Source organism: Vibrio sp. STUT-A11 (genome assembly GCF_026000435.1).
Classification (GTDB): domain Bacteria; phylum Pseudomonadota; class Gammaproteobacteria; order Enterobacterales; family Vibrionaceae; genus Vibrio.
In genome coordinates this window covers 438,544-458,445 of record NZ_AP026764.1, presented here as the reverse complement: position 1 = coordinate 458,445, position 19,902 = coordinate 438,544, and the positions used below count along the sequence as shown (strand labels likewise).

The window sequence follows — 19,902 nt, the reverse complement described above, 5'->3', positions numbered from 1 at the left end:
AGTTGCCAGGCGACAATTGTTGGTTATTTTTGTCCGTAGTACGCGTCTTTACCGTGCTTGCGTAAGTAGTGCTTATCCAGCAAGGTCTGTGGAATTGGTAACGTGCTCGGGTTGATAGACAGGGTGCGGAACGCCATTTTGGCAACTTCTTCCACTACTACTGCGTTATGTACGGCGTTATGTGGATCGGTTCCCCAGGTAAATGGCGCGTGCTCGCGAACCAAAATTCCAGGAATCGCCATTGGATCAGTTGCGCCAATCGTTTCAACGATGACTTTACCGGTATTCAGCTCGTAATCGTTTTCAATCTCTTGTTGAGTCAAAGCGCGGGCACAAGGAATATGACCGTAGAAATAATCCGCGTGCGTGGTGCCGAATGCAGGAATCGCCGCGCCTGCTTGCGCCCATGACGTCGCATAAGACGAGTGGGTATGCACGATGCCACCAATTGACGGGAACTGGCGGTATAGCTCTAGGTGCGTCGCGGTATCCGAAGAAGGTTTAAGATCGCCTTCAATGATTTCGCCTTGCAGATCCACTACCACCATGTTTTCCGCACTGAGTTCGATGTATTCGACGCCACTTGGTTTAATCACCACTAAACCGGATTCGCGATCGATGCCTGAAACATTGCCCCAGGTGAAGGTCACGAGGTTATGACGCTGAAGATCCATGTTGGCCTGCCACACCTGATGGCGAAGGGCTTTCATGCGTTCAGCGAATGAATTCACATCATTCCATGCTGTTTGTTCAGACATCTTCACGCTCCTGAGATTGATGGAACTCTGCCATTTGTTCCATGTGTTGACCTAGTTGACGATACGTCGCGTAGCGCTCTGCTCGCAAAGCTTGCACTTGTGGGTTTGGTGAATAAGTTTGACGAACAGGGCTTGCCATAACGCCTTGTGCGGCTTTGGTATCTGGGTAAACACCAGCTGCGACTGCCGCAAATATCGCTGCCCCTAATGCACAACATTGATCCGATTCAACCACTATGATTTCGCGACCAATCACATCCGCACACATCTGCATCACGAACGGGGATTTCTGCGCAATACCACCGATGGCAATTACGCGTTCAACCTTGACGTCTTGCTCGATGAAGCAATCGACAATCGCTTTGGCACCGTGAGCCGTTGACTCAACCAATGCAGAGAAGATGGCTGGTGAAGCACTGCCAAGGTTCAAATCACTGATAGCACCTTTTAGTCGTTGGTTGGCGTATGGTGTGCGTCGGCCATTGAGCCAGTCCATTGCGACAGGTGTGTATTTGTCGATACCCTGCTGCTCAGCGGCTTGCGAAAGCATTGGCAATAAATCAGATGCAATTTCGTCTGCGGTCTTTGCAAAGTCTGGATTGCGCTCAGCGTAAGCCTGCAGTGGCCACATCAGGACGTTCTTAAACCAAGCGTACATATCACCAAATGCAGATTGTCCTGCTTCTAGCGCCAGCAACTCTGGCATCGCACTACCTTCAACCTGACCACAAATGCCGTGAATGGTGCGATCGCCAACCTGATCGGCTTCAACCATCAAGATGTCACACGTAGAGGTGCCAATCACTTTAACCAAATCATTGGCACCAGCACCGGCACCCACCGCGCCCATGTGACAGTCAAATTCGCCAATTGCAATCGCAATGCCTTCTGGCAAGCCCAGTTTTTCTGCCCATGCTTTTGACAGGTAACCAGCGGCTTGATCCGAAGTGAATACTTCCGTGAACATACGATCGCGGATGCCATCCAGTGTCGGAGAAATCGCGCTTAAAAACGCTTGGTCAGGCAGGCCGCCCCAGCTGTCGTGCCACATGGCTTTATGTCCGGCAGCACAAATACCACGACGCAGTTTTTGTGGATGCTGAGCGTCGGCGAGAATCGCTGGAATCCAGTCACAAAGTTCTACCCAGCTGTAGGCGTTTTTAGCGACTTGTTCGTCTTGTTCGCTGACCCAAGCGGCTTTAGCCCAGAACCATTCCGATGAATAAATACCACCGATGTAACGGGTGTAATCGGTGAAATCACCTGAGTGGGCAAGCTCGTTGATCAGATCCGCCTTTGTCACCGACGTGTGATCTTTCCAAAGTACAAACATCGCATTTGGGTTGTTCTCGAACTCTGGTAGCAATGCCAGGATGTTGCCGTTTTCATCAATTGGGGCTGGTGTTGAGCCTGTTGTATCGACACCGATACCAACAATGGAAGAGGCGAGTTCAGGCGAAACCGTCGTTAGTACTTCTTGGATAGCGCTGGTCATTGCATCCAAATAGTCTTGAGGGTGATGTCTGAATTGAGATTGAGCAGGCTGACAATATAGCCCTTTCATCCATCTCGGGTAATAGACGACAGACGAAGAGACTTCACTGCCTGTTTGTGCATTTACGATAAGGGCACGTACGGAGTCTGAACCGAAGTCCAAACCAATGACATGCTGTTGTTGTGTGTTTAATGTGTCCATGACTGCTCCAGCTTTTGGTCAGCAAACTAAATCTACTTGTTGTTATAGCGAGAGGAGGGACGTTATCCCATAAAGAGGCCTGCTAACTTTATGGACAAAAACGTCATGGACGATTTTTTGTGTTCTTTTTAACACCTTCTTTTGTCAGGTCGGAATAGCAAAATATCAGCGAATTCAACGTTCGCACTAGGCTAGTGTTGGCTTGTTTAGCGTAAATCTTGATGACGGGTCGCATAATTGAGATCTGTGTCATAGCCCCTTTGGCTAAATGAATGGACAAATTCGCTACATTTTTCCGCTGTGATTTTTGTCACTAACAAATGTCCCTAAATCCACAAGTATGTATAGCGAACACTCACCTCTACCTGTGGATGGATAACAATGAAATTAAAAAAACTACTCACAATCGCTGCCCTATCTGGCGTAACTATGCTTAGTGCTTCGGCCAATGCATTTTTTGGTTCAAATGATGACACCCGACTAGGCTACCTAGTTAAACAACCTGAAGAACCATGGTTCCAAACGGAATGGTCATTTGCTGAAAAAGCCGGTAAAGATTTAGGCTTTGAAGTAGTAAAAATGGCGGTGCCAGATGGCGAAAAAACCCTTAATGCTATCGACACTCTAGCGGCGCAAGGCGCGAAAGGCTTCGTTATCTGCACACCAGACCCTAAATTAGGTCCTGCAATCATGGCGAAAGCAAAAAGCTATGACCTGAAAGTGATTACGGTCGATGACCAGTTCCTAAATGCGAAAGGCGAGCCGATGACAGACGTACCATTGGTTATGATGGCGGCTACTGCTATCGGTGAACGTCAAGGTACTGAGCTGTACAAAGAAATGCAAAAACGTGGTTGGGATGCTTCTGCGACTGGCGTAATGGCTATCACTGCGGATGAGCTTGATACTGCGCGTCGTCGTGTAGATGGTTCAATTTCTGCACTTAAAGCTGCTGGCTTCCCTGGAGAGCAAATCTACCGTGTACCAACCAAAACCAATGACATTCCAGGAGCACTGGACGCAGCGAACTCTCTACTTGTTCAATACCCAACCGTTAAGCAATGGCTAATCGTTGGTATGAACGACAACACAGTATTAGGCGGCGTACGTGCAACAGAAGGTCAGGGCTTCGGTTCAGACAACGTAATCGGTATTGGTATCAACGGTGTTGATGCGGTTAACGAACTTGCGAAATCTCAACCGACTGGTTTCTACGGTTCACTACTACCTAGCCCGGACGTACACGGCTACAAGAGTATCGAGTCTCTATACAAGTGGGTAAAAGAAGACGTTCAACCAGAGAAGTTTGTTGAAGTTACGGACGTTGTGCTTATCACTCGTGACAACTTCAAAGACGAACTAGCGAAAAAAGGGCTGTAAGCTCACTTTCGGTGACGGCCAGCTTGGTCGTCACCAACTGATTTAACGGAGAGAATGTCATGGCGAAGTCCCCCTCTTACATAGAGTTTCGAAATATCTCGAAGCACTTCCCTGGTGTTAAGGCATTGAACAACGTGAGTTTCCGCGCCGATGCGGGCAGTGTTCACGCTTTGATGGGTGAAAATGGTGCTGGTAAATCAACGTTACTAAAAACCTTAAGTGGTTTTCATACGCCTACGGAAGGTCACATCGCTATTGATGGTAAAGAAGTGGCGCTGAATTCAACCAATGATGCGCTTGAGCACGGTATTGCCATTATTTATCAAGAGCTCAACTTGGTTCCTGAGCTAACGGTTGCGGAAAATATTTATCTTGGTCAACTACCGACCAAGGGTGGCCGAGTGGATACAGAAACCCTCAACAAGAACGCACGAGTTCAGTTAGAGCGTTTAGGTGAAACATTCGACCCATCTTGCCAACTAAAAGAGTTGTCTATTGGCCAATGGCAGATGGTTGAGATTGCCAAAGCACTGAGCCGAAACGCACAAATTATCGCATTTGATGAACCAACCAGTAGTTTGTCACAGCGCGAAATTAAAAACCTGTTCAAGGTTATCCGAGAACTGCGTGATGCGGGCAAAATCATCATGTACGTATCGCACCGCATGGAAGAGATCTTCGATCTATGTGATGCATTGACTATCTTCAAAGATGGTCAACACGTTCAATCATTTACTGATCTTTCACAGCTGACGAACGATCGTTTAGTTGAACTGATGGTTGGCCGTGAAATTAGTGACATCTTCAACTACCGTCCGCGTGAACACGGTAAGAGTGGTTTACGCCTCGAAAACTTCGAAGGTCCAGGGTTAACCGCACCCGTTTCGCTGGATGTTAAACAAGGTGAAGTCCTCGGTTTGTTTGGCCTGGTGGGTGCAGGTCGTACTGAGCTTACTCGCCTTATTTTCGGCGCAGACAAAAAGACAGCCGGTGACCTTTACTTACACGATGTCAAAATTGGCGTCAGAAACCCACAAGAAGCGATTCGTCACGGCATTACTCTCTGCTCGGAAGACCGCAAAGCAGATGGCATCGTTCCAATCATGTCGGTACAAGAGAATACCAACATCAGTGCTCGCCCTTGGCATTTGAAATTAAAGAGCTTGATTGATTTCGATTGGGAAAAAAACAACGCTGCGAAGCAAAAAGAAGCACTCAATGTAAAAGCTTCTTCGCTGGAGCAACCTATCGGCAAATTGTCTGGCGGTAACCAACAGAAAGTAATCCTTGGTCGTTGGCTATCAACCGCAATGAGCGTGATCTTACTGGACGAACCGACTCGCGGTATCGATGTGGGTGCCAAATCGGAAATTTACGAACTCATTTTTAAGCTGGCAGAGAACGGAGTAACGGTACTCGTTGTTTCCAGCGATTTACCTGAAGTGTTGGGCATCTCTGACCGTGTACTTGTTATGAAAGACGGCGAGGTCACTGGTGAACTACAACGCGACGAATTCAATGAACAAACCGCTCTTCGTCTAGCCATGCTAGATAAAGAAGATTCGGCAGCCGCTTAAATTTAAGGAATATCATTATGTCTACTTCTAGCCCTACAAAAGCTCTAGAGTCAGCACCTGAAACTGGTGGCTTCAGCTTCGCAAAAACCTGGGATAAGTTCGGAATGCTTATGGTGTTTGCAGGACTCTTTTTACTCTGCTGCCTATTTGTTCCTTACTTTGCAACTTTCATCAATATGAAAGGCTTAGGCCTGGCCATCTCAATGAGTGGTATGGTGGCATGTGCCATGCTGTTCTGTCTTGCGTGTGGTGACCTTGACCTTTCTGTTGCTTCAGTCATTGCATGTTCAGGTGTTGTTACCGCTGTAGCTATCAACGCGACCAGCAGCGTCGTTCTGGGTGTGGGTGCAGGCCTACTTTCTGGTGTGGCATTTGGTCTGTTAAACGGCTTTGTTATCGCCAAGCTGCAAATCAACGCACTAATTACGACACTTGCGACGATGCAGATTGCTCGCGGTCTAGGCTACATCATTTCTGACGGTAAAGCGGTAGGTATCACAGAAGAGAGCTTCTTCGCGTTAGGTAACTCTTCTTTCATCGGTATCCCGACTCCAATTTGGCTAACAATCATTACATTCGCTGTCTTTACGTTTTTACTGAACCGTACCGTTTATGGCCGTAATACACTGGCGATTGGTGGCAACGAAGAAGCGGCACGTCTGGCTGGGGTAAACGTTGTAAAAACTAAGATGATGATCTACACCATCTCTGGCTTCATGGCAGCACTTGCTGGTGTTATTCTGGCTGCACGTATGACTTCAGGCCAGCCAATGACTTCTGTTGGTTTTGAACTGGTGGTTATCTCTGCTTGTGTATTGGGGGGCGTATCTCTGAAAGGTGGTATCGGTAAAGTTTCTTACGTTATCGCTGGTGTGCTAATTCTGGGTACCGTAGAAAACGCGATGAACCTATTGAACATGTCTCCGTTTGCTCAATACGTTGTTCGTGGCTTAATTCTACTAGCCGCTGTTATCTTTGACCGCTACAAACAGACAGCAAAAGCATAAATGAACCGCTGACTCAAAAACGTTAATTCTTCACAAAGAGTCCCTTCAGTAATGAGGGGACTTTTTTTTGTTTACCCGCCCTACAGCCTTTAAATTACTGAGCGTTGACGGTGGGGAAATAGAGCATCTTATATATCTGATTCCTCCCATAGCATGTTTTAAATAGCAATTAATATATTTATAAATAAATTTGCGATTCATATCTAATTTTTATTTTTACAATTCCATGATTTTCCTATCAGTGTTTCTGGTTGTTTTTTATACGCACTAATATATTGCATCTCGTCACATTTTTCTGTGTGGATATATATTTGATCTTAATCAAATAAATATACGAAGACCTATCATTTTCAGTGCATAAAACTGCATATCGTTACTTTGCAAATATGGGTTTATTTATGATCACGATCTTATTTATTAAAATTAAAATAACATTTCAATTTTAAATATAATTTATTTCGATAATATTACTCCAGAAGCGCATTCAGCATAAGAATGTAATCTCTTAGCCTATAAATACTTTTAATACAATTGGTTGCATTAATTTTTTGTGCAACATATGGAGTACGATATGAACATCAAACCTTTAGCTATTGCAATTTCTGTTCTATTCACTGGTGCGGCAGCAGCTGGCGAAATCTACAAATCAGACGAAAACACAGTTGAACTATCTGGTTGGGCAAAAGGTATCGCAATTTACGTTAATGCTGATGATAAAAAGAAAGAACCACACGTATTTACAGATGCACACCTAAAAGTTAAAGGTACGCATCAATTAAGTGAAGATGCGAAACTAATCGGTTCTTTCGCAATTAATGCTGGCGACAGTGTGACAAAAGCAAACCGTAATGCAGAATTCGCTGATATTAAATTAGAATTTGACCACACTACTTACGGTAATTTCTCTTTCGGTGATACTGGTAACTCATTCGGTGCAGTTGAAAAAGCGAAACAAGGTGAAGGTTCTAACCTATACATCATCGGTCAAGGTGGTGTAGATGGCCAAGGTATCCGATACAAGAAAACAATCAACGATCTTGAGTTTTCTGCAAACTACGAAACTGACAGCGATTCAGACAACGAAGCAAACTTTGCTACATCTCTAAACTACAAAGTAGACGATTTCTCTGCGGCGGTAGCTTATGGTTCTGACGGCGACAAAGCGAACTCTGTCGGTTTAGCTGGTGATGTAACACTGGGTGATTTCAAATTTGGCGCAGCATTCATTTCTTTCGAAAACGCAGCGAGCTTGAAAGCAAGCGACAGTGTAGAACTTAAGCTTGAATCTCCAAACGATGGTCAAACTTACTCTGTAGCTGCAGCGTACACATTTGACTGTTTCAAAGTTTACGGTTCACTTCAATACGCAGACGGTGATTTACAAGGTACGGGGTCTGAAGCCCAATGGAACGAAAACGTACTATAAGGACTTCCTCCCGATGTCAATGGGTGCTCTGAACGCAATCACAATGAAGATTAAGATGCAGTACTATAAGCGGTCATACTGGAATATTCTGTTCCGGACCAAAATGAAAGACGCTCGCAAGAACCTCATACGCTAATCGGATATTTAACATCCTAACGTTTTCTCAGGCACCTCTTGCGGGGTCTTAACCCTTATCATATTTGCGTTGTCATCATTGGTGGTAAGAGATTTATTTAGGTTGAATAACAATTTTCGAATGATTCACCATAGTGAAGTATTGCTCAACAGTGTCGTGCATTTTTTGCAGCTAAAGCAATAGCGGCTCGCCAGTAACCACGGCGATCTTTGACATCACAGACCCACTTACTGAGCGGATCGTCTTTTCGTCCGGCGCTAGCCATCATTGAACGCGCCCCCTGCACAAGCAGACTACGAATATAGTTGTCACCAGCTTTAGTAATTCGCCCTAATTTTGGTTTCCCTCCGCTGCTGTATTGAGAAGGCGTTAAACCCAACCAGGCCGCCAATTGACGGCCATTACGAAACTCTTTTCCGTCAGAGATCGCTGATACTAGAGCACTGGCTGTCATAGGTCCAACCCCCTTTAGTTGCATCAATAGTCGGCATCGTTCATCTTGCTCTGCCGTCTCTTTAATCAGTCGGTCGAACTTTAAAAGCCTGCGCTCAATGTTGTCTATATGAAGAAATAATTCATCCATGCAAGTTGCGGCTAAGGTTGGAAGGTGAACCTTCATGCTCTCGAACTCGTTACGCAATCGCTCCGGTGATAAAGGAGCAATCACACCAAACTCAGCGAGCAAACCACGAATGCGGTTGCATACTGCCGTCCTTTCTTCATTTAGGCCCTGCCTAGCTCGGTGCAAACATTGAATCGATTGCTGCTCTTCTGACTTGATGCTAACAAATCGCATATGAGGACGTTGAACTGCTTCACAGATAGATTGAGCATCAGCAGCATCATTTTTCCCTGCTTTGCCAGACAGTCGATAAGGAGAGACAAACTTAGGAGCGATGAGGCGAACTTCGTGGCCGACATTTTTGAATAATCGGGCCCAAAAATGAGCGCTGCTACATGCTTCCATTCCAATCAGACACGGTGGCATATTGGCTACCGTTTCTAACAGCTTGGCCCGACTTACTTTGGGTTTGCATAAAATGGTATTGCCTTTGTGGTCAACACCATGCAATGCGAACACATTTTTTGCTAGGTCGATACCTAATACAGTCACAGCCATGTTGTTATCTCCGTATGAAATGGTGAATTTATCATCTCAGAACTAACGGCTGAGTGATAGGGAGGAAGTCCATTCCATACGCTAAGCTTCTTACCCCGCTGAACGCTCACTTGCCAACTTTTTAGCAACCCGTATTACTGTACGACCTGAAACATTGGTAAGTTTGGCGGTATCACTGATACTCAGCTTGTTGACTACTCGTAGCTGATAGATTTTTTCGTGTAGTTCTGAATCGGCTTGCCGCCCTCTGTATTTCCCTTCCTCTTTGGCTTTCTTTATTCCTTCAGCCTGACGGCGGCGGCGATCTTGGTAATCTTTTCTCGCGATAGCAGCTAGCATATCCATCATCATGCTATTTATAGATTTGATCATGGGTTTTTGCGCCCATTTCAGCGAAAAGTCCAATGTGAGCCCTCAGCCTTTTATTTATAAGGGCTGAGGGCTACGGCATATTTTCTTTCTTAGCCCTATAAAATACGAACATATGACAAAATCGCTTGGTGTTCACAAGATTTCTGAACCATTTTTGAGAAGGTTTTGGACAATTATTAGTTTCGAAAAATCGAATATTAGTAAATCATTAATAACTAAAAGTATGGGAAAGCTTACTTGAAATATTAAGCAAGCCGCCCATAACATGCCCTGTTAGAGTTCTTTTTCTCTTCAGGAGTTTTTACTTCGACAAAATTTAAAATGTTAAAGTAGTTCAGAATCGTTTGCAGGGCCAGCTAACATCTCGCTCACTTGCTCGTCCTGATAAGACAAGCCATGAGCAATAACAGGCTGGGTGCCAGCATCATAAGCAAGCGTCGGTGCAGGCATAGACATTAAACCAATTCTCCCTTAAAGGCTTTATCTAAAATTGAAGGCATCAGAGCCTCTAACTCAGTTGCATTTTCTGATTGAGCTTGTTTAATTTTTTCAACATAGCTTTGCAGTTGATTAAACCAAAGCTGCTTATCGTAATCGGGTACAGGAACCTCGATATTTTCTAGCTTCTTAAGTCCTAAAGTTCTATTCCTTCCAGCACCTCCAGGGGATGCTGCTTGTATTTTCTCTAACCCCTCAGTCGTTAGAAAATAAAAGCAAAGGAAATCGGCTGTCACCACTCCTGATTTAGGTAAACACGTTATAAAACGATGCGAACCGACACGACCTTCGTCTTCTTTTTTAACAACCGCGATCGCACCTTCCCAAGCAAAAACATTACTGAACACCAAGTCACCGGGAACCATTTGGTACAGCTTTTTGGTACCAACGTCCATTCCGTTAAGAATAGGCTTGTGGAAAGTACCGTTACCAAAACAACGCACACCAAGCTCTGGGTACTCCGCGTTCACATCGATCTCAACTTTACGGCGCTCAAGAGGTGCCACTTTCGACATCGGCTTGTAGACAGCGCCTTCAATTAATTTGTGAAATGTGCTGTTTAACAGCACGTAGAGATCACTTAAAATCTCGTTTCGGATTTTCCGCGCTAGCTCTATCTTATTCTTAAACTTTAAGATCTTAGCAACCACTTTTTTCTGCTCTGCGAGCTCAGGTAGCAAAATCCGTTTATCAAGAAACTTATTTTCGTCAAGGTACTTTCGATTAGTAGTACCTTCGCTTGCAACGATACAAAAGTCTTTGAACTCTGGTGTTTTAGACATGAAATCGAGGTATTTAACATCTGCAAGTTCGGAGTTGACGTCAAATGCCCAAAAGTTTCCTGTAATAATTGCTCCATCACAGCTTTTAGGCACTATTCCGAAAGCACCATTCCTTGCGTCAATTTTTGAAAGCACAAACTGATCAGAACTCACCAGAAACTGGCGCTTAGTTCCTATAGCGTCACCAATGACTTCATCTCTAAGGAGCACGCCATTACCATTCATTTTAATGGTAATGCGCTTATACTCAGCATCATCCTCAACGGTGATGGCCTCTTTTTGGCGGATAAGAACATCCCTTAAAGTATACTCTTTCATTTAGAGATACCTTGAGTACGGATTTCAGCTTTAATCTGTTTTAAGATCGCTAAAAGAGACTCTTCTTTAGTGGTTATTTTCTCTATCAAATCCATAGGCTCTTCGTGTTCAAGCACTTCGAGACTATTAGGATTTTTTCTATCTAAATTTACGTCAATCAGTTGTCCACTTTCGGAGTATTTAATAATCTCTGAGGCACTTTCTTTCCATGCATTCTGATTAACAATCCTATTACTCCACCAGTTACAGCATTCATCAAACTCATGGCTTTCCATTGGTTTAGTCTTAGTATATTTTTTACGACCTTCAGGAACAGTGATTTGGTAATACCAAATATCGTCTGTTGGGCCAGAACGATCGAAGAAGAGTAAGTTGCCTGCAATATCGGTGTAAGGCGCGAATACCCCTTCCGGCAAACGAACAATGGTATGCAGATTAAAGTTTTTTAACAGATCTTCTTTAATGCGTGCGCTGATACCATCACTGAATAACGTGCCATTTGGGACGACAACCGCGGCACGGCCGCCATTGTCTGAACCATGACCAGGACGCTTGAGTTTACGCATGATCAACTGAAGGAACAGCATTGCGGTTTCGGCGGTTTGCATGTCTTCTGGGAAGTTACCAAGAATGCCTTTTTCTTCCTCACCACCAAAAGGTGGATTGGTTAAGATCACATCCACACGATCTTTGTCACCCATCTCTCGTAGTGGAAAACGGAGGCTATTTTCAGGGTCAATTCTTGGGTACTCCAAACCATGCAGTAACAGGTTCATTTGTACCAACAAGTAAGGCAAAGATTTGGCTTCGCCGCCAAAGATACTGCTTTCTTGCAATACTTTGCGATCTTCGACTGTTTTACACTGGCGCTCTAGGTGTTCGAACGCTTCAACCAAAAAACCACCCGTGCCACAGGCTGGGTCCAATACAGACTCACCCAACTGCGGATCCATCACCTCAACCATAAAGCGAACCACTGGACGCGGAGTATAAAATTCGCCGGAGTCACCAGCGGCATCACGCATTTCACGCAGCATGGTTTCGTATAAGCGGCTTAAGGTATGCATCTCTTCAGATGAGTTGAAATGGATGCCGTTTATTTTGTCGACAACATCACGTAACAAATATCCGTTGATCATTCGGTTTTGCATGCCTTTAAACACGGTCGCAATCACATCTCGACGATCACCACCGTTATCACCTTGCAGGCTACGCAAGTAAGCAAACAAACCGATGCCACGCGTGCCATCAGGTCGCATTGCTTCATCATTGTTAATAAAGGCAATCAGCTCATCGCCGGTGATACCACCTTCAATTGCTGCCCAGTCTCGCCAGCGGTACGGCGCTTCGATGGCTGGCTGAAAGCTTTTTCCTTCTAGCACGGCTTCGGTTTCTCGCATTTGTTCTAAGTCGTCGAGAAACTTCAAAAACATGATCCAAGTGAGCATTGGCAGGCGATCGAGATCGCCATTTAAGCCTTTATCTTTACGCATGATTTGCCGAGATGATTTAACAATCGCGCCTAGTTGCTGGGCGGTGGTCATCGGCTGATCTGCTTTCTTTGTTCGTGCCATAAATCGTATCGTTACTTCTGTTATTGCTGGCTATAGAGCAGCGTTTGTAATTGGTCCACGGCTGTTTTCATTTGCAACGCACCGCCAAAAAGGCGGGCTATTTCCATCACATTGCCATATTCAGAAATGGGTGGTACCTGTAGCGAATCAGGAATACTGAATTGCTTAGGGCCGTGGTCGGTGTATTTGTCCAATAAAGACGTTAATATAGCGCGGGCCTCTGGACCGTACTGTTCAAAAAAATCAGGTTTGTTTTTCTTCAAGTAGTTAGCACGCTCTTTTCTGGTTCGCAGCGGTACGTTAAATGCTATATGGCAAAGTAAATCCAATGGATCTGCATCGGTTTTGCCTGACTCTGCAACCAAATCATCAAACTGGATCCCTCGTTCTTGTAGTTCGAGAATGACCTGTTCTCTCTTTAACGGATTAGCCCAACTATCTTTTATTTCGTCCAATGAGGAAAAGAGGGTTTTTACCTTTTCTGCGGTGTAGTCGGTATATTGGATGACACGAAGTTGTTTACCGTCTTCGTCTAGCTCATAAACCAAATGAGACGTAATTTTAACGCTCCCACCGTCTACGTAGTACTTTCTCGGTTCGTGCTCCTCTCCATCATCAGCGCCTTCAGCTTCAGTGTTCACTTCGTGTTCACCCGTATCTTCAGCAACCTCTAACTCTTCACTATCTGGTGTTAAAGGGTCATCAACCACTTCTTCACCATCTTCATCAATCACCACTTCATCTTCAATTTCTGGGTAACCGTCAAAGTCAGGGTCAGCGAAGTTTTGTGTAGCGGAACCGGTATAATCAATGATGTTGAACCAAAGCTTGCCGTAATCTTCGCGTAAGCGGGTACCACGGCCAACAATTTGCTTGAACTCACTCATTGAGTTAACAACACGCGCAAGCACAACATTTTTACAGGTTGGTGCATCTACCCCCGTTGTTAATAGCTGTGAAGTGGTCAGTATCACTGGGGTACTGGTTTCCAGCTCTTGAAAACGACTGAGGTGCCCTTTGCCAATTTTCCCTTCTTCTGATGTCACTCGTGCTACGTAATCAGGATGCTTACGTGCAAGGTCAGAATTCAAGTTATTAAGCGCCCGACGCATTTCGTCAGCGTGCTCTTGATCGACACAAAACACGATCGTTTTTGCAAAGCGATCGGTTCGCTTCATAAAGTCTGTCAGGTGCTTAGCAAACGTATCTGTTCGTGCCTTTAACGCAATAACTCGCTCGAAGTCCTTGGTGTGGTATTCTCCATCAGGGATTTCTCGTCCAAAGCGGTCTACATCGCCTTTGCTTGGTCGCCAGCCTGCCGCATCAACTTCCGAAATGACTCGGTGTACGCGGTATGGAGCAAGAAATCCGTCATCAATACCTTGGCGCAAACTATAGGTATAAATTGGGTTGCCAAAATAACGGTAAGTATCGCGGTTATCTTCGCGCAGCGGAGTCGCCGTCATACCGATTTGGAAAGCTGGCTCAAAATACTCTAGAATTTCGCGCCAGTTACTGTTGTCACGGGCACTGCCTCTATGACACTCATCGATGATGATTAGATCAAAAAAGTCTTGCGGAAACTCTTTATACAAGCCTGGACGACGCTCATCACTAGCAATGGATTGATAAATCGCAAAATAAATCTCACGACTTTTAACGGCTTTACCACCTTCAATTTTATGCCTTGCATCACCAAACGGGGTAAATGTTTTATCCTTTGGATCATCTACCAACACATTTCTATCTGCCAGAAATAGAATGCGAGGCTTTCTATAGTCTCCCGTGCGGTTCCAGCGAGCACTCCACAGCTTCCAACTAATTTGAAAAGCGACAACTGTCTTACCCGTACCCGTTGCCATCGTAATTAATGAGCGCTTTTTACCTTGAAGTACCGACTGGACTGCGCGGTTTATGGCAATTTGCTGGTAGTAACGCGGTGAGTAACCCGAGACATGGTGGTAAGGAGACAGTAAGGTATCAAGATCTTCATCCTTTAAACCTTCATCACCACAAAGCCGACTGAATAACTCTTCAGGGGTTGGAAAGCGCGACAATAACTGCTCTTCACCAGTGGTGTAATCAAACTCTAGGATCTCATGACCATTGGTTGAATAAGCAAACTTTAACCCTAAGATTTCTGCGTAATCTTTTGCCTGTTGCATCCCTTGACCTACAGGGCTTTTTTCAGGTTTAGCCTCAACAACGGCAATAGGAAAATCACGAGTGTACTTAAGTAAATAATCAGCTCGCTTTTGCTCGCCACGCTGAACTTTGCTGCCCTTAAACTGAACACGACCATCAGTAAATGTGTACTGTTCAGTTATTGCGCTAGGATTGCTTTCCCAACCAGACTCTTTAAGTTTTGGCGTCACATAGACTCGGCAAGTATCCGCTTCGTTTAAGGCCATATTATTTTTCTTCCTTGCTGTTATCTGATGCACCACCAGACCTAACCCACTGATCCACCTCATCAGCTTTAAACTTCCAAGGCCGACCAATTCTATGCGCTGGCATTCCCTTTTTACTGATCCATGAGTACACGGTATCTTTGCTTACGCCAAGATATTCGGCAATTTCTTCAACAGATAACCAACGGTCTGAAGTCACAAAAGGTACCTAACGTTATTAGCTTGAGGGTTTTGTCAAATAGTCACATATTCGCTCAGTGAAGTAAATTTGATTATAGCCGAATAGAAAGGAATAAAAAGGATTAGACATAACTCTAGGTCATGTGGTCGGTACACCACAACTTTTGCAGCGTAGTTCCAAACCACTCAATCACTTTCGATACCATTGGGATTAGTTTTATTAGGGATAATGTCACCAAACCCAAGATAGTAACCATCCTTGTGAAAACAATAATGGGGCAAAACATTTCGTGGTATGGCATGATAGCACCCGAAGAGAGTCAATTCAGGGTGGTAAATGTGAAACCAGTAACGCTATACGATGTCGCAGAGTATGCCGGTGTCTCTTATCAGACCGTTTCCCGCGTGGTGAACCAGGCCAGCCACGTCTCTGCGAAAACGCGGGAAAAGGTGGAAGCGGCGATGGCGCAGCTGAACTACATTCCCAACCGCGTGGCACAACAACTGGCGGGCAAACAGTCGTTGCTGATTGGCGTTGCTACCTCCAGTCTGGCCCTGCACGCGCCGTCGCAAATTGTCGCGGCGATTAAATCTCGCGCCGATCAACTGGGTGCCAGCGTGGTGGTGTCGATGGTAGAACGAAGCAGCGTCGAAGCCTGTAAAGCGGCGGTACATAACCTTCTCGCGCAACGCGTCAGTGGTCTGATCATTAACTATCCGCTGGATGACGAGGATGCCATTGCTGTGGAAGCTGCCTGCGCTAATGTTCCGGCCCTATTTCTTGATGTCTCTGACCAGACTCCCATCAACAGTATTATTTTTTCCCATGAAGACGGTACGCGACTGGGCGTGGAGCATCTGATCGCATTGGGTCACCAGCAAATCGCGTTGTTAGCCGGTCCATTAAGTTCTGTCTCGGCGCGTCTGCGTCTGGCGCACTGGCATAAATATCTCACACGCAATCAAATTCATCCGATAGCGGAACGGGAAGGCGACTGGAGTGCCATGTCCGGTTTTCAACAAACTATGCAAATGCTGAATGAGGGCATCGTTCCCACTGCGATGCTGGTTGCCAACGATCAGATGGCGCTGGGCGCAATGCGCGCTATTACCGAGTCCGGGCTGCGCGTTGGTGCGGATATCTCGGTAGTGGGATACGACGATACCGAAGACAGCTCGTGTTATATCCCGCCGTTAACCACCATCAAACAGGATTTTCGCCTGCTGGGGAAAACTAGCGTGGACCGCTTGCTGAAACTCTCTCAGGGCCAGGCGGTGAAGAGCAATCAGCTGTTGCCCGTCTCACTGGTGAAAAGAAAAACCACCCTACCGCCCAATACGCAAACCACCTCTCCCCGCACGTTGGCAGATTCCTTAATGCAGCTGGCACGACAAGTTTCCCGACTTGAAAGCGGGCAGTGAGCGCAACGCAATTAATGTGAGTCAGCTCACTCATTAGGCACCCCAGGCTTTACACTCTATGTGTCCGGCTCGTATGTTATGCGAAAATGTGAGCGAATAACAATCCACACAGGATACAACTATGACAATGATTACGGATTCACTGGCCGTCGTATTACAACGTCGTGACTGGGAAAACCCTGCCGTTACCCAACTTAATCGCCTTGCGGCACATCCCCCTTTCGCCAGCTGGCGTAATAGCGAAGAGGCTCGCACCGATCGCCCTTCCCAAGAGTCGCGCAGCCTGAATGGTGAATGGCGCTTTGCCTGGTTTCCGGCACCAGAAGCGGTACCAGAAAGCTGGCTGGAGCGCGATCTTCCTGACGCCGATACTGTCATCGTCCCCTCAAACTGGCAGATGCACGGTTACGATGCGCCTATCTACACCAACGTGACCTATCCCATTGCGGTCAATCCGCCGTATGTTCCCACGGAGAATCCGACGGGTTGTTACTCGCTCACATTTAATATTGATGAAAGCTGGCTACAGGAAGGCCAGACGCGAATTATTTTTGATGGTGTTAACTCGGCGTTTCATTTGTGGTGCAACGGGCGCTGGGTCGGTTACGGACAGGACAGTCGTTTGCCGTCTGAATTTGACCTGAGCGCATTTTTACACGCCGGAGAAAACCGCCTCGCGGTGATGGTGCTGCGCTGGAGTGACGGCAGTTATCTGGAAGATCAGGATATGTGGCGGATGAGCGGCATTTTCCGTGACGTCTCGTTGCTGCATAAACCGAGCACGCAAATCAGCGATTTCCATGTAGCCACTCACTTTAATGATGATTTCAGCCGCGCTGTACTGGAGGCAGACGTTCAGATGTACGGCGAGCTGCGCGATGAGCTGCGGGTGACGGTTTCTTTGTGGCAGGGTGAAACGCAGGTCGCCAGCGGCACCGCGCCTTTCGGCGGTGAAATTATCGATGAGCGTGGTGGTTATGCCGATCACGTCACCCTACGTCTGAACGTCGAAAACCCGAAACTGTGGAGCGCCGAAATCCCGAATCTCTATCGTGCGGTGGTTGAACTGCACACCGCCGACGGCACGCTGATTGAAGCAGAAGCCTGCGATGTCGGTTTCCGCGAGGTGCGGATTGAAAATGGTCTGCTGCTGCTGAACGGCAAGCCGTTGCTGATTCGCGGCGTTAACCGTCACGAGCATCATCCTCTGCATGGTCAGGTCATGGATGAGCAGACGATGGTGCAGGATATCCTGCTGATGAAGCAGAACAACTTTAACGCCGTGCGCTGTTCGCATTATCCGAACCATCCGCTGTGGTACACGCTGTGCGACCACTACGGCCTGTATGTGGTGGATGAAGCCAACATTGAAACCCACGGCATGGTGCCAATGAATCGTCTGACCGATGATCCGCGATGGCTACCCGCGATGAGCGAACGCGTAACGCGAATGGTGCAGCGCGATCGTAATCACCCGAGTGTGATCATCTGGTCGCTGGGGAATGAATCAGGCCACGGCGCTAATCACGACGCACTCTATCGCTGGATCAAATCTGTCGATCCTTCCCGCCCGGTACAGTATGAAGGCGGCGGAGCCGACACCTTCGCAACCGATATTATTTGCCCGATGTACTCGCGCGTGGATGAAGACCAGCCCTTCCCGGCTGTGCCGAAATGGTCCATCAAAAAATGGCTTTCGTTGCCTGGAGAGACGCGCCCGCTGATCCTTTGCGAATACGCCCACGCGATGGGTAACAGTCTTGGCGGCTTCGCTAAATACTGGCAGGCGTTTCGTCAGTACCCCCGTTTACAGGGCGGCTTCGTCTGGGACTGGGTGGATCAGTCGCTGATTAAATATGATGAAAATGGCAATCCGTGGTCGGCTTACGGCGGTGATTTTGGCGATACGCCGAATGATCGCCAGTTCTGCATGAACGGTCTGGTCTTTGCCGACCGCACGCCGCATCCGGCGCTGACGGAAGCAAAACACCAGCAGCAGTTTTTCCAGTTCAGTTTATCCGGGCGAACCATCGAAGTGACCAGCGAATACCTGTTCCGTCATAGCGATAACGAGCTCCTGCACTGGATGGTGGCGCTGGATGGCAAGCCGCTGGCAAGCGGTGAAGTGCCTCTGGATGTCGCTCCACAAGGTAAACAGTTGATTGAACTGCCTGGACTACCGCAGCCGAAGAGCGCCGGACAACTCTGGATAACGGTTCACGTAGTGCAACCGAACGCGACCACATGGTCAGCAGCCGGACACATCAGCGCCTGGCAGCAGTGGCGTCTGGCGGAAAACCTCAGCGTGACACTCCCCTCCGCGCCCCACGCCATCCCGCAACTGACCACCAGTGAAACGGATTTTTGCATCGAGCTGGATAATAAGCGTTGGCAATTTAACCGCCAGTCAGGCTTTCTTTCACAGATGTGGATTGGCGATAAAAAACAACTGCTGACGCCGCTGCGCGATCAGTTCACCCGCGCACCGCTGGATAACGACATTGGCGTAAGTGAAGCGACCCGCATTGACCCTAACGCCTGGGTCGAACGCTGGAAGGCGGCGGGCCATTACCAGGCCGAAGCAGCGTTGTTGCAGTGCACGGCAGATACGCTTGCCGACGCGGTGCTGATTACCACGGTCCACGCGTGGCAGCATCAGGGGAAAACCTTATTTATCAGCCGGAAAACCTACCGGATTGATGGAAGTGGTCAAATGGCGATTACCGTTGATGTTGAAGTGGCGAGCAATACGCCACATCCGGCGCGGATTGGCCTGACCTGCCAGCTGGCGCAGGTAGCAGAGCGGGTAAACTGGCTCGGATTAGGGCCGCAAGAAAACTATCCCGACCGCCTTACTGCGGCCTGTTTTGACCGCTGGGATCTGCCATTGTCAGACATGTATACCCCGTACGTCTTCCCGAGCGAAAACGGTCTGCGCTGCGGGACGCGCGAATTGAATTATGGCCCACACCAGTGGCGCGGCGACTTCCAGTTCAACATCAGCCGCTACAGTCAACAGCAACTGATGGAAACCAGCCATCGCCATCTGCTGCACGCGGAAGAAGGCACATGGCTGAATATCGACGGTTTCCATATGGGGATTGGTGGCGACGACTCCTGGAGCCCGTCAGTGTCGGCGGAATTCCAGCTTAGCGCCGGTAGCTACCATTACCAGTTGCTCTGGTGTCAAAAATAATAATAACCGGGCAGGCCATGTCTGCCCGTATTTCGCGTAAGGAAATCCA

General features: G+C 47.1%; 14 protein-coding genes and 1 pseudogene. 6 read left to right on the top strand and 9 right to left on the bottom strand.

Translation table 11 applies throughout. The annotated features are described in order from the left end of the window. Positions 1-23 precede the first annotated feature (23 nt). Together OO774_RS17635 and OO774_RS17630 are read right to left on the bottom strand one after the other, a co-directional pair. Positions 24-758, bottom strand: a complete 735-nt coding sequence (locus OO774_RS17635; protein WP_269469178.1) for an L-ribulose-5-phosphate 4-epimerase — start codon at positions 756-758, stop codon at positions 24-26. Beyond that, complete coding sequence (locus tag OO774_RS17630; RefSeq protein ID WP_264907944.1) at positions 751-2,454, bottom strand: ribulokinase; 1,704 nt, start codon at positions 2,452-2,454, stop codon at positions 751-753. Before OO774_RS17630 ends, OO774_RS17635 begins: the two co-directional genes overlap by 8 nt. A 381-nt stretch (positions 2,455-2,835) precedes the next feature. On the opposite strand from OO774_RS17630, the gene OO774_RS17625 reads away from it, so the two are divergent. From OO774_RS17625 to OO774_RS17610, 4 genes are all read left to right on the top strand, one after another. Further along, positions 2,836-3,834, top strand: coding sequence for an arabinose ABC transporter substrate-binding protein (locus OO774_RS17625; protein WP_269469177.1), 999 nt, complete (start codon positions 2,836-2,838; stop codon positions 3,832-3,834). Between the two features lie 59 nt (positions 3,835-3,893). After that, positions 3,894-5,411, top strand: a complete 1,518-nt coding sequence (gene araG, locus OO774_RS17620) for an L-arabinose ABC transporter ATP-binding protein AraG (RefSeq protein ID WP_264907942.1) — start codon at positions 3,894-3,896, stop codon at positions 5,409-5,411. A gap of 17 nt (positions 5,412-5,428) precedes the next feature. After that, positions 5,429-6,418, top strand: a complete 990-nt coding sequence (gene araH / locus OO774_RS17615; RefSeq protein ID WP_264907940.1) for an L-arabinose ABC transporter permease AraH — start codon at positions 5,429-5,431, stop codon at positions 6,416-6,418. 571 nt (positions 6,419-6,989) lie between these two features. Next, positions 6,990-7,844, top strand: a complete 855-nt coding sequence (locus tag OO774_RS17610) for a porin (RefSeq protein WP_264907938.1) — start codon at positions 6,990-6,992, stop codon at positions 7,842-7,844. Positions 7,845-8,125: 281 nt separating this feature from the next. Here the strand turns inward: OO774_RS17610 and OO774_RS17605 are convergent, their stop codons facing one another. From OO774_RS17605 to OO774_RS17575, 7 genes and pseudogenes are all read right to left on the bottom strand, one after another. Then, a complete protein-coding gene (locus tag OO774_RS17605; protein ID WP_264907924.1) occupies positions 8,126-9,100 on the bottom strand; it encodes an IS110 family transposase in 975 nt (324 codons plus the stop codon). Positions 9,101-9,190: 90 nt separating this feature from the next. Then, positions 9,191-9,472, bottom strand: a pseudogene (locus OO774_RS17600) (recombinase family protein); the annotation flags it as partial. Positions 9,473-9,796: 324 nt separating this feature from the next. Then, positions 9,797-9,928: a hypothetical protein gene (locus OO774_RS17595; protein WP_259346317.1), complete on the bottom strand. Its 132-nt coding sequence runs from the start codon at positions 9,926-9,928 to the stop codon at positions 9,797-9,799. Further along, positions 9,928-11,070 carry a restriction endonuclease subunit S gene (locus OO774_RS17590; protein ID WP_011149247.1) on the bottom strand — a complete coding sequence of 381 codons (1,143 nt, stop codon included), beginning with the start codon at positions 11,068-11,070 and terminating at the stop codon, positions 9,928-9,930. The genes OO774_RS17595 and OO774_RS17590 overlap by 1 nt, the downstream gene beginning before the upstream one ends. Beyond that, positions 11,067-12,644, bottom strand: coding sequence for an N-6 DNA methylase (locus OO774_RS17585; RefSeq protein WP_182127092.1), 1,578 nt, complete (start codon positions 12,642-12,644; stop codon positions 11,067-11,069). Before OO774_RS17585 ends, OO774_RS17590 begins: the two co-directional genes overlap by 4 nt. Positions 12,645-12,664: 20 nt before the next feature. Further along, the gene (locus OO774_RS17580; RefSeq protein WP_264907932.1) at positions 12,665-15,055 is read right to left on the bottom strand and encodes a DEAD/DEAH box helicase family protein; all 2,391 of its coding nucleotides are present in this window, start codon (positions 15,053-15,055) and stop codon (positions 12,665-12,667) included. A gap of 1 nt (position 15,056) precedes the next feature. Then, complete coding sequence (locus OO774_RS17575) at positions 15,057-15,254, bottom strand: helix-turn-helix domain-containing protein (RefSeq protein ID WP_138059053.1); 198 nt, start codon at positions 15,252-15,254, stop codon at positions 15,057-15,059. Positions 15,255-15,574: 320 nt separating this feature from the next. Here OO774_RS17575 and lacI point away from each other — a divergent pair, with 320 nt between their 5' ends. Together lacI and lacZ are read left to right on the top strand one after the other, a co-directional pair. Continuing rightward, entirely contained in the window at positions 15,575-16,657 is a 1,083-nt protein-coding gene (gene lacI / locus OO774_RS17570; protein WP_264907930.1) for a DNA-binding transcriptional repressor LacI, read from the top strand. 121 nt (positions 16,658-16,778) lie between these two features. Then, complete coding sequence (gene lacZ, locus OO774_RS17565; RefSeq protein WP_264907928.1) at positions 16,779-19,853, top strand: beta-galactosidase; 3,075 nt, start codon at positions 16,779-16,781, stop codon at positions 19,851-19,853. Positions 19,854-19,902 lie beyond the last annotated feature (49 nt).

Coding starts and splice junctions, on each gene's coding strand:
- OO774_RS17625 (WP_269469177.1), top strand. CDS start 2,836: ATGAAATTAAAAAAACTACTCACAATCGCTGCCCTATCTGGCGTAACT.
- OO774_RS17610 (WP_264907938.1), top strand. CDS start 6,990: ATGAACATCAAACCTTTAGCTATTGCAATTTCTGTTCTATTCACTGGT.
- OO774_RS17635 (WP_269469178.1), bottom strand. CDS start 758: ATGTCTGAACAAACAGCATGGAATGATGTGAATTCATTCGCTGAACGC.
- OO774_RS17605 (WP_264907924.1), bottom strand. CDS start 9,100: ATGGCTGTGACTGTATTAGGTATCGACCTAGCAAAAAATGTGTTCGCA.
- lacZ (WP_264907928.1), top strand. CDS start 16,779: ATGACAATGATTACGGATTCACTGGCCGTCGTATTACAACGTCGTGAC.
- OO774_RS17585 (WP_182127092.1), bottom strand. CDS start 12,644: ATGGCACGAACAAAGAAAGCAGATCAGCCGATGACCACCGCCCAGCAA.
- OO774_RS17630 (WP_264907944.1), bottom strand. CDS start 2,454: ATGGACACATTAAACACACAACAACAGCATGTCATTGGTTTGGACTTC.
- araG (WP_264907942.1), top strand. CDS start 3,894: ATGGCGAAGTCCCCCTCTTACATAGAGTTTCGAAATATCTCGAAGCAC.
- OO774_RS17595 (WP_259346317.1), bottom strand. CDS start 9,928: ATGTCTATGCCTGCACCGACGCTTGCTTATGATGCTGGCACCCAGCCT.
- araH (WP_264907940.1), top strand. CDS start 5,429: ATGTCTACTTCTAGCCCTACAAAAGCTCTAGAGTCAGCACCTGAAACT.
- OO774_RS17580 (WP_264907932.1), bottom strand. CDS start 15,055: ATGGCCTTAAACGAAGCGGATACTTGCCGAGTCTATGTGACGCCAAAA.
- OO774_RS17590 (WP_011149247.1), bottom strand. CDS start 11,070: ATGAAAGAGTATACTTTAAGGGATGTTCTTATCCGCCAAAAAGAGGCC.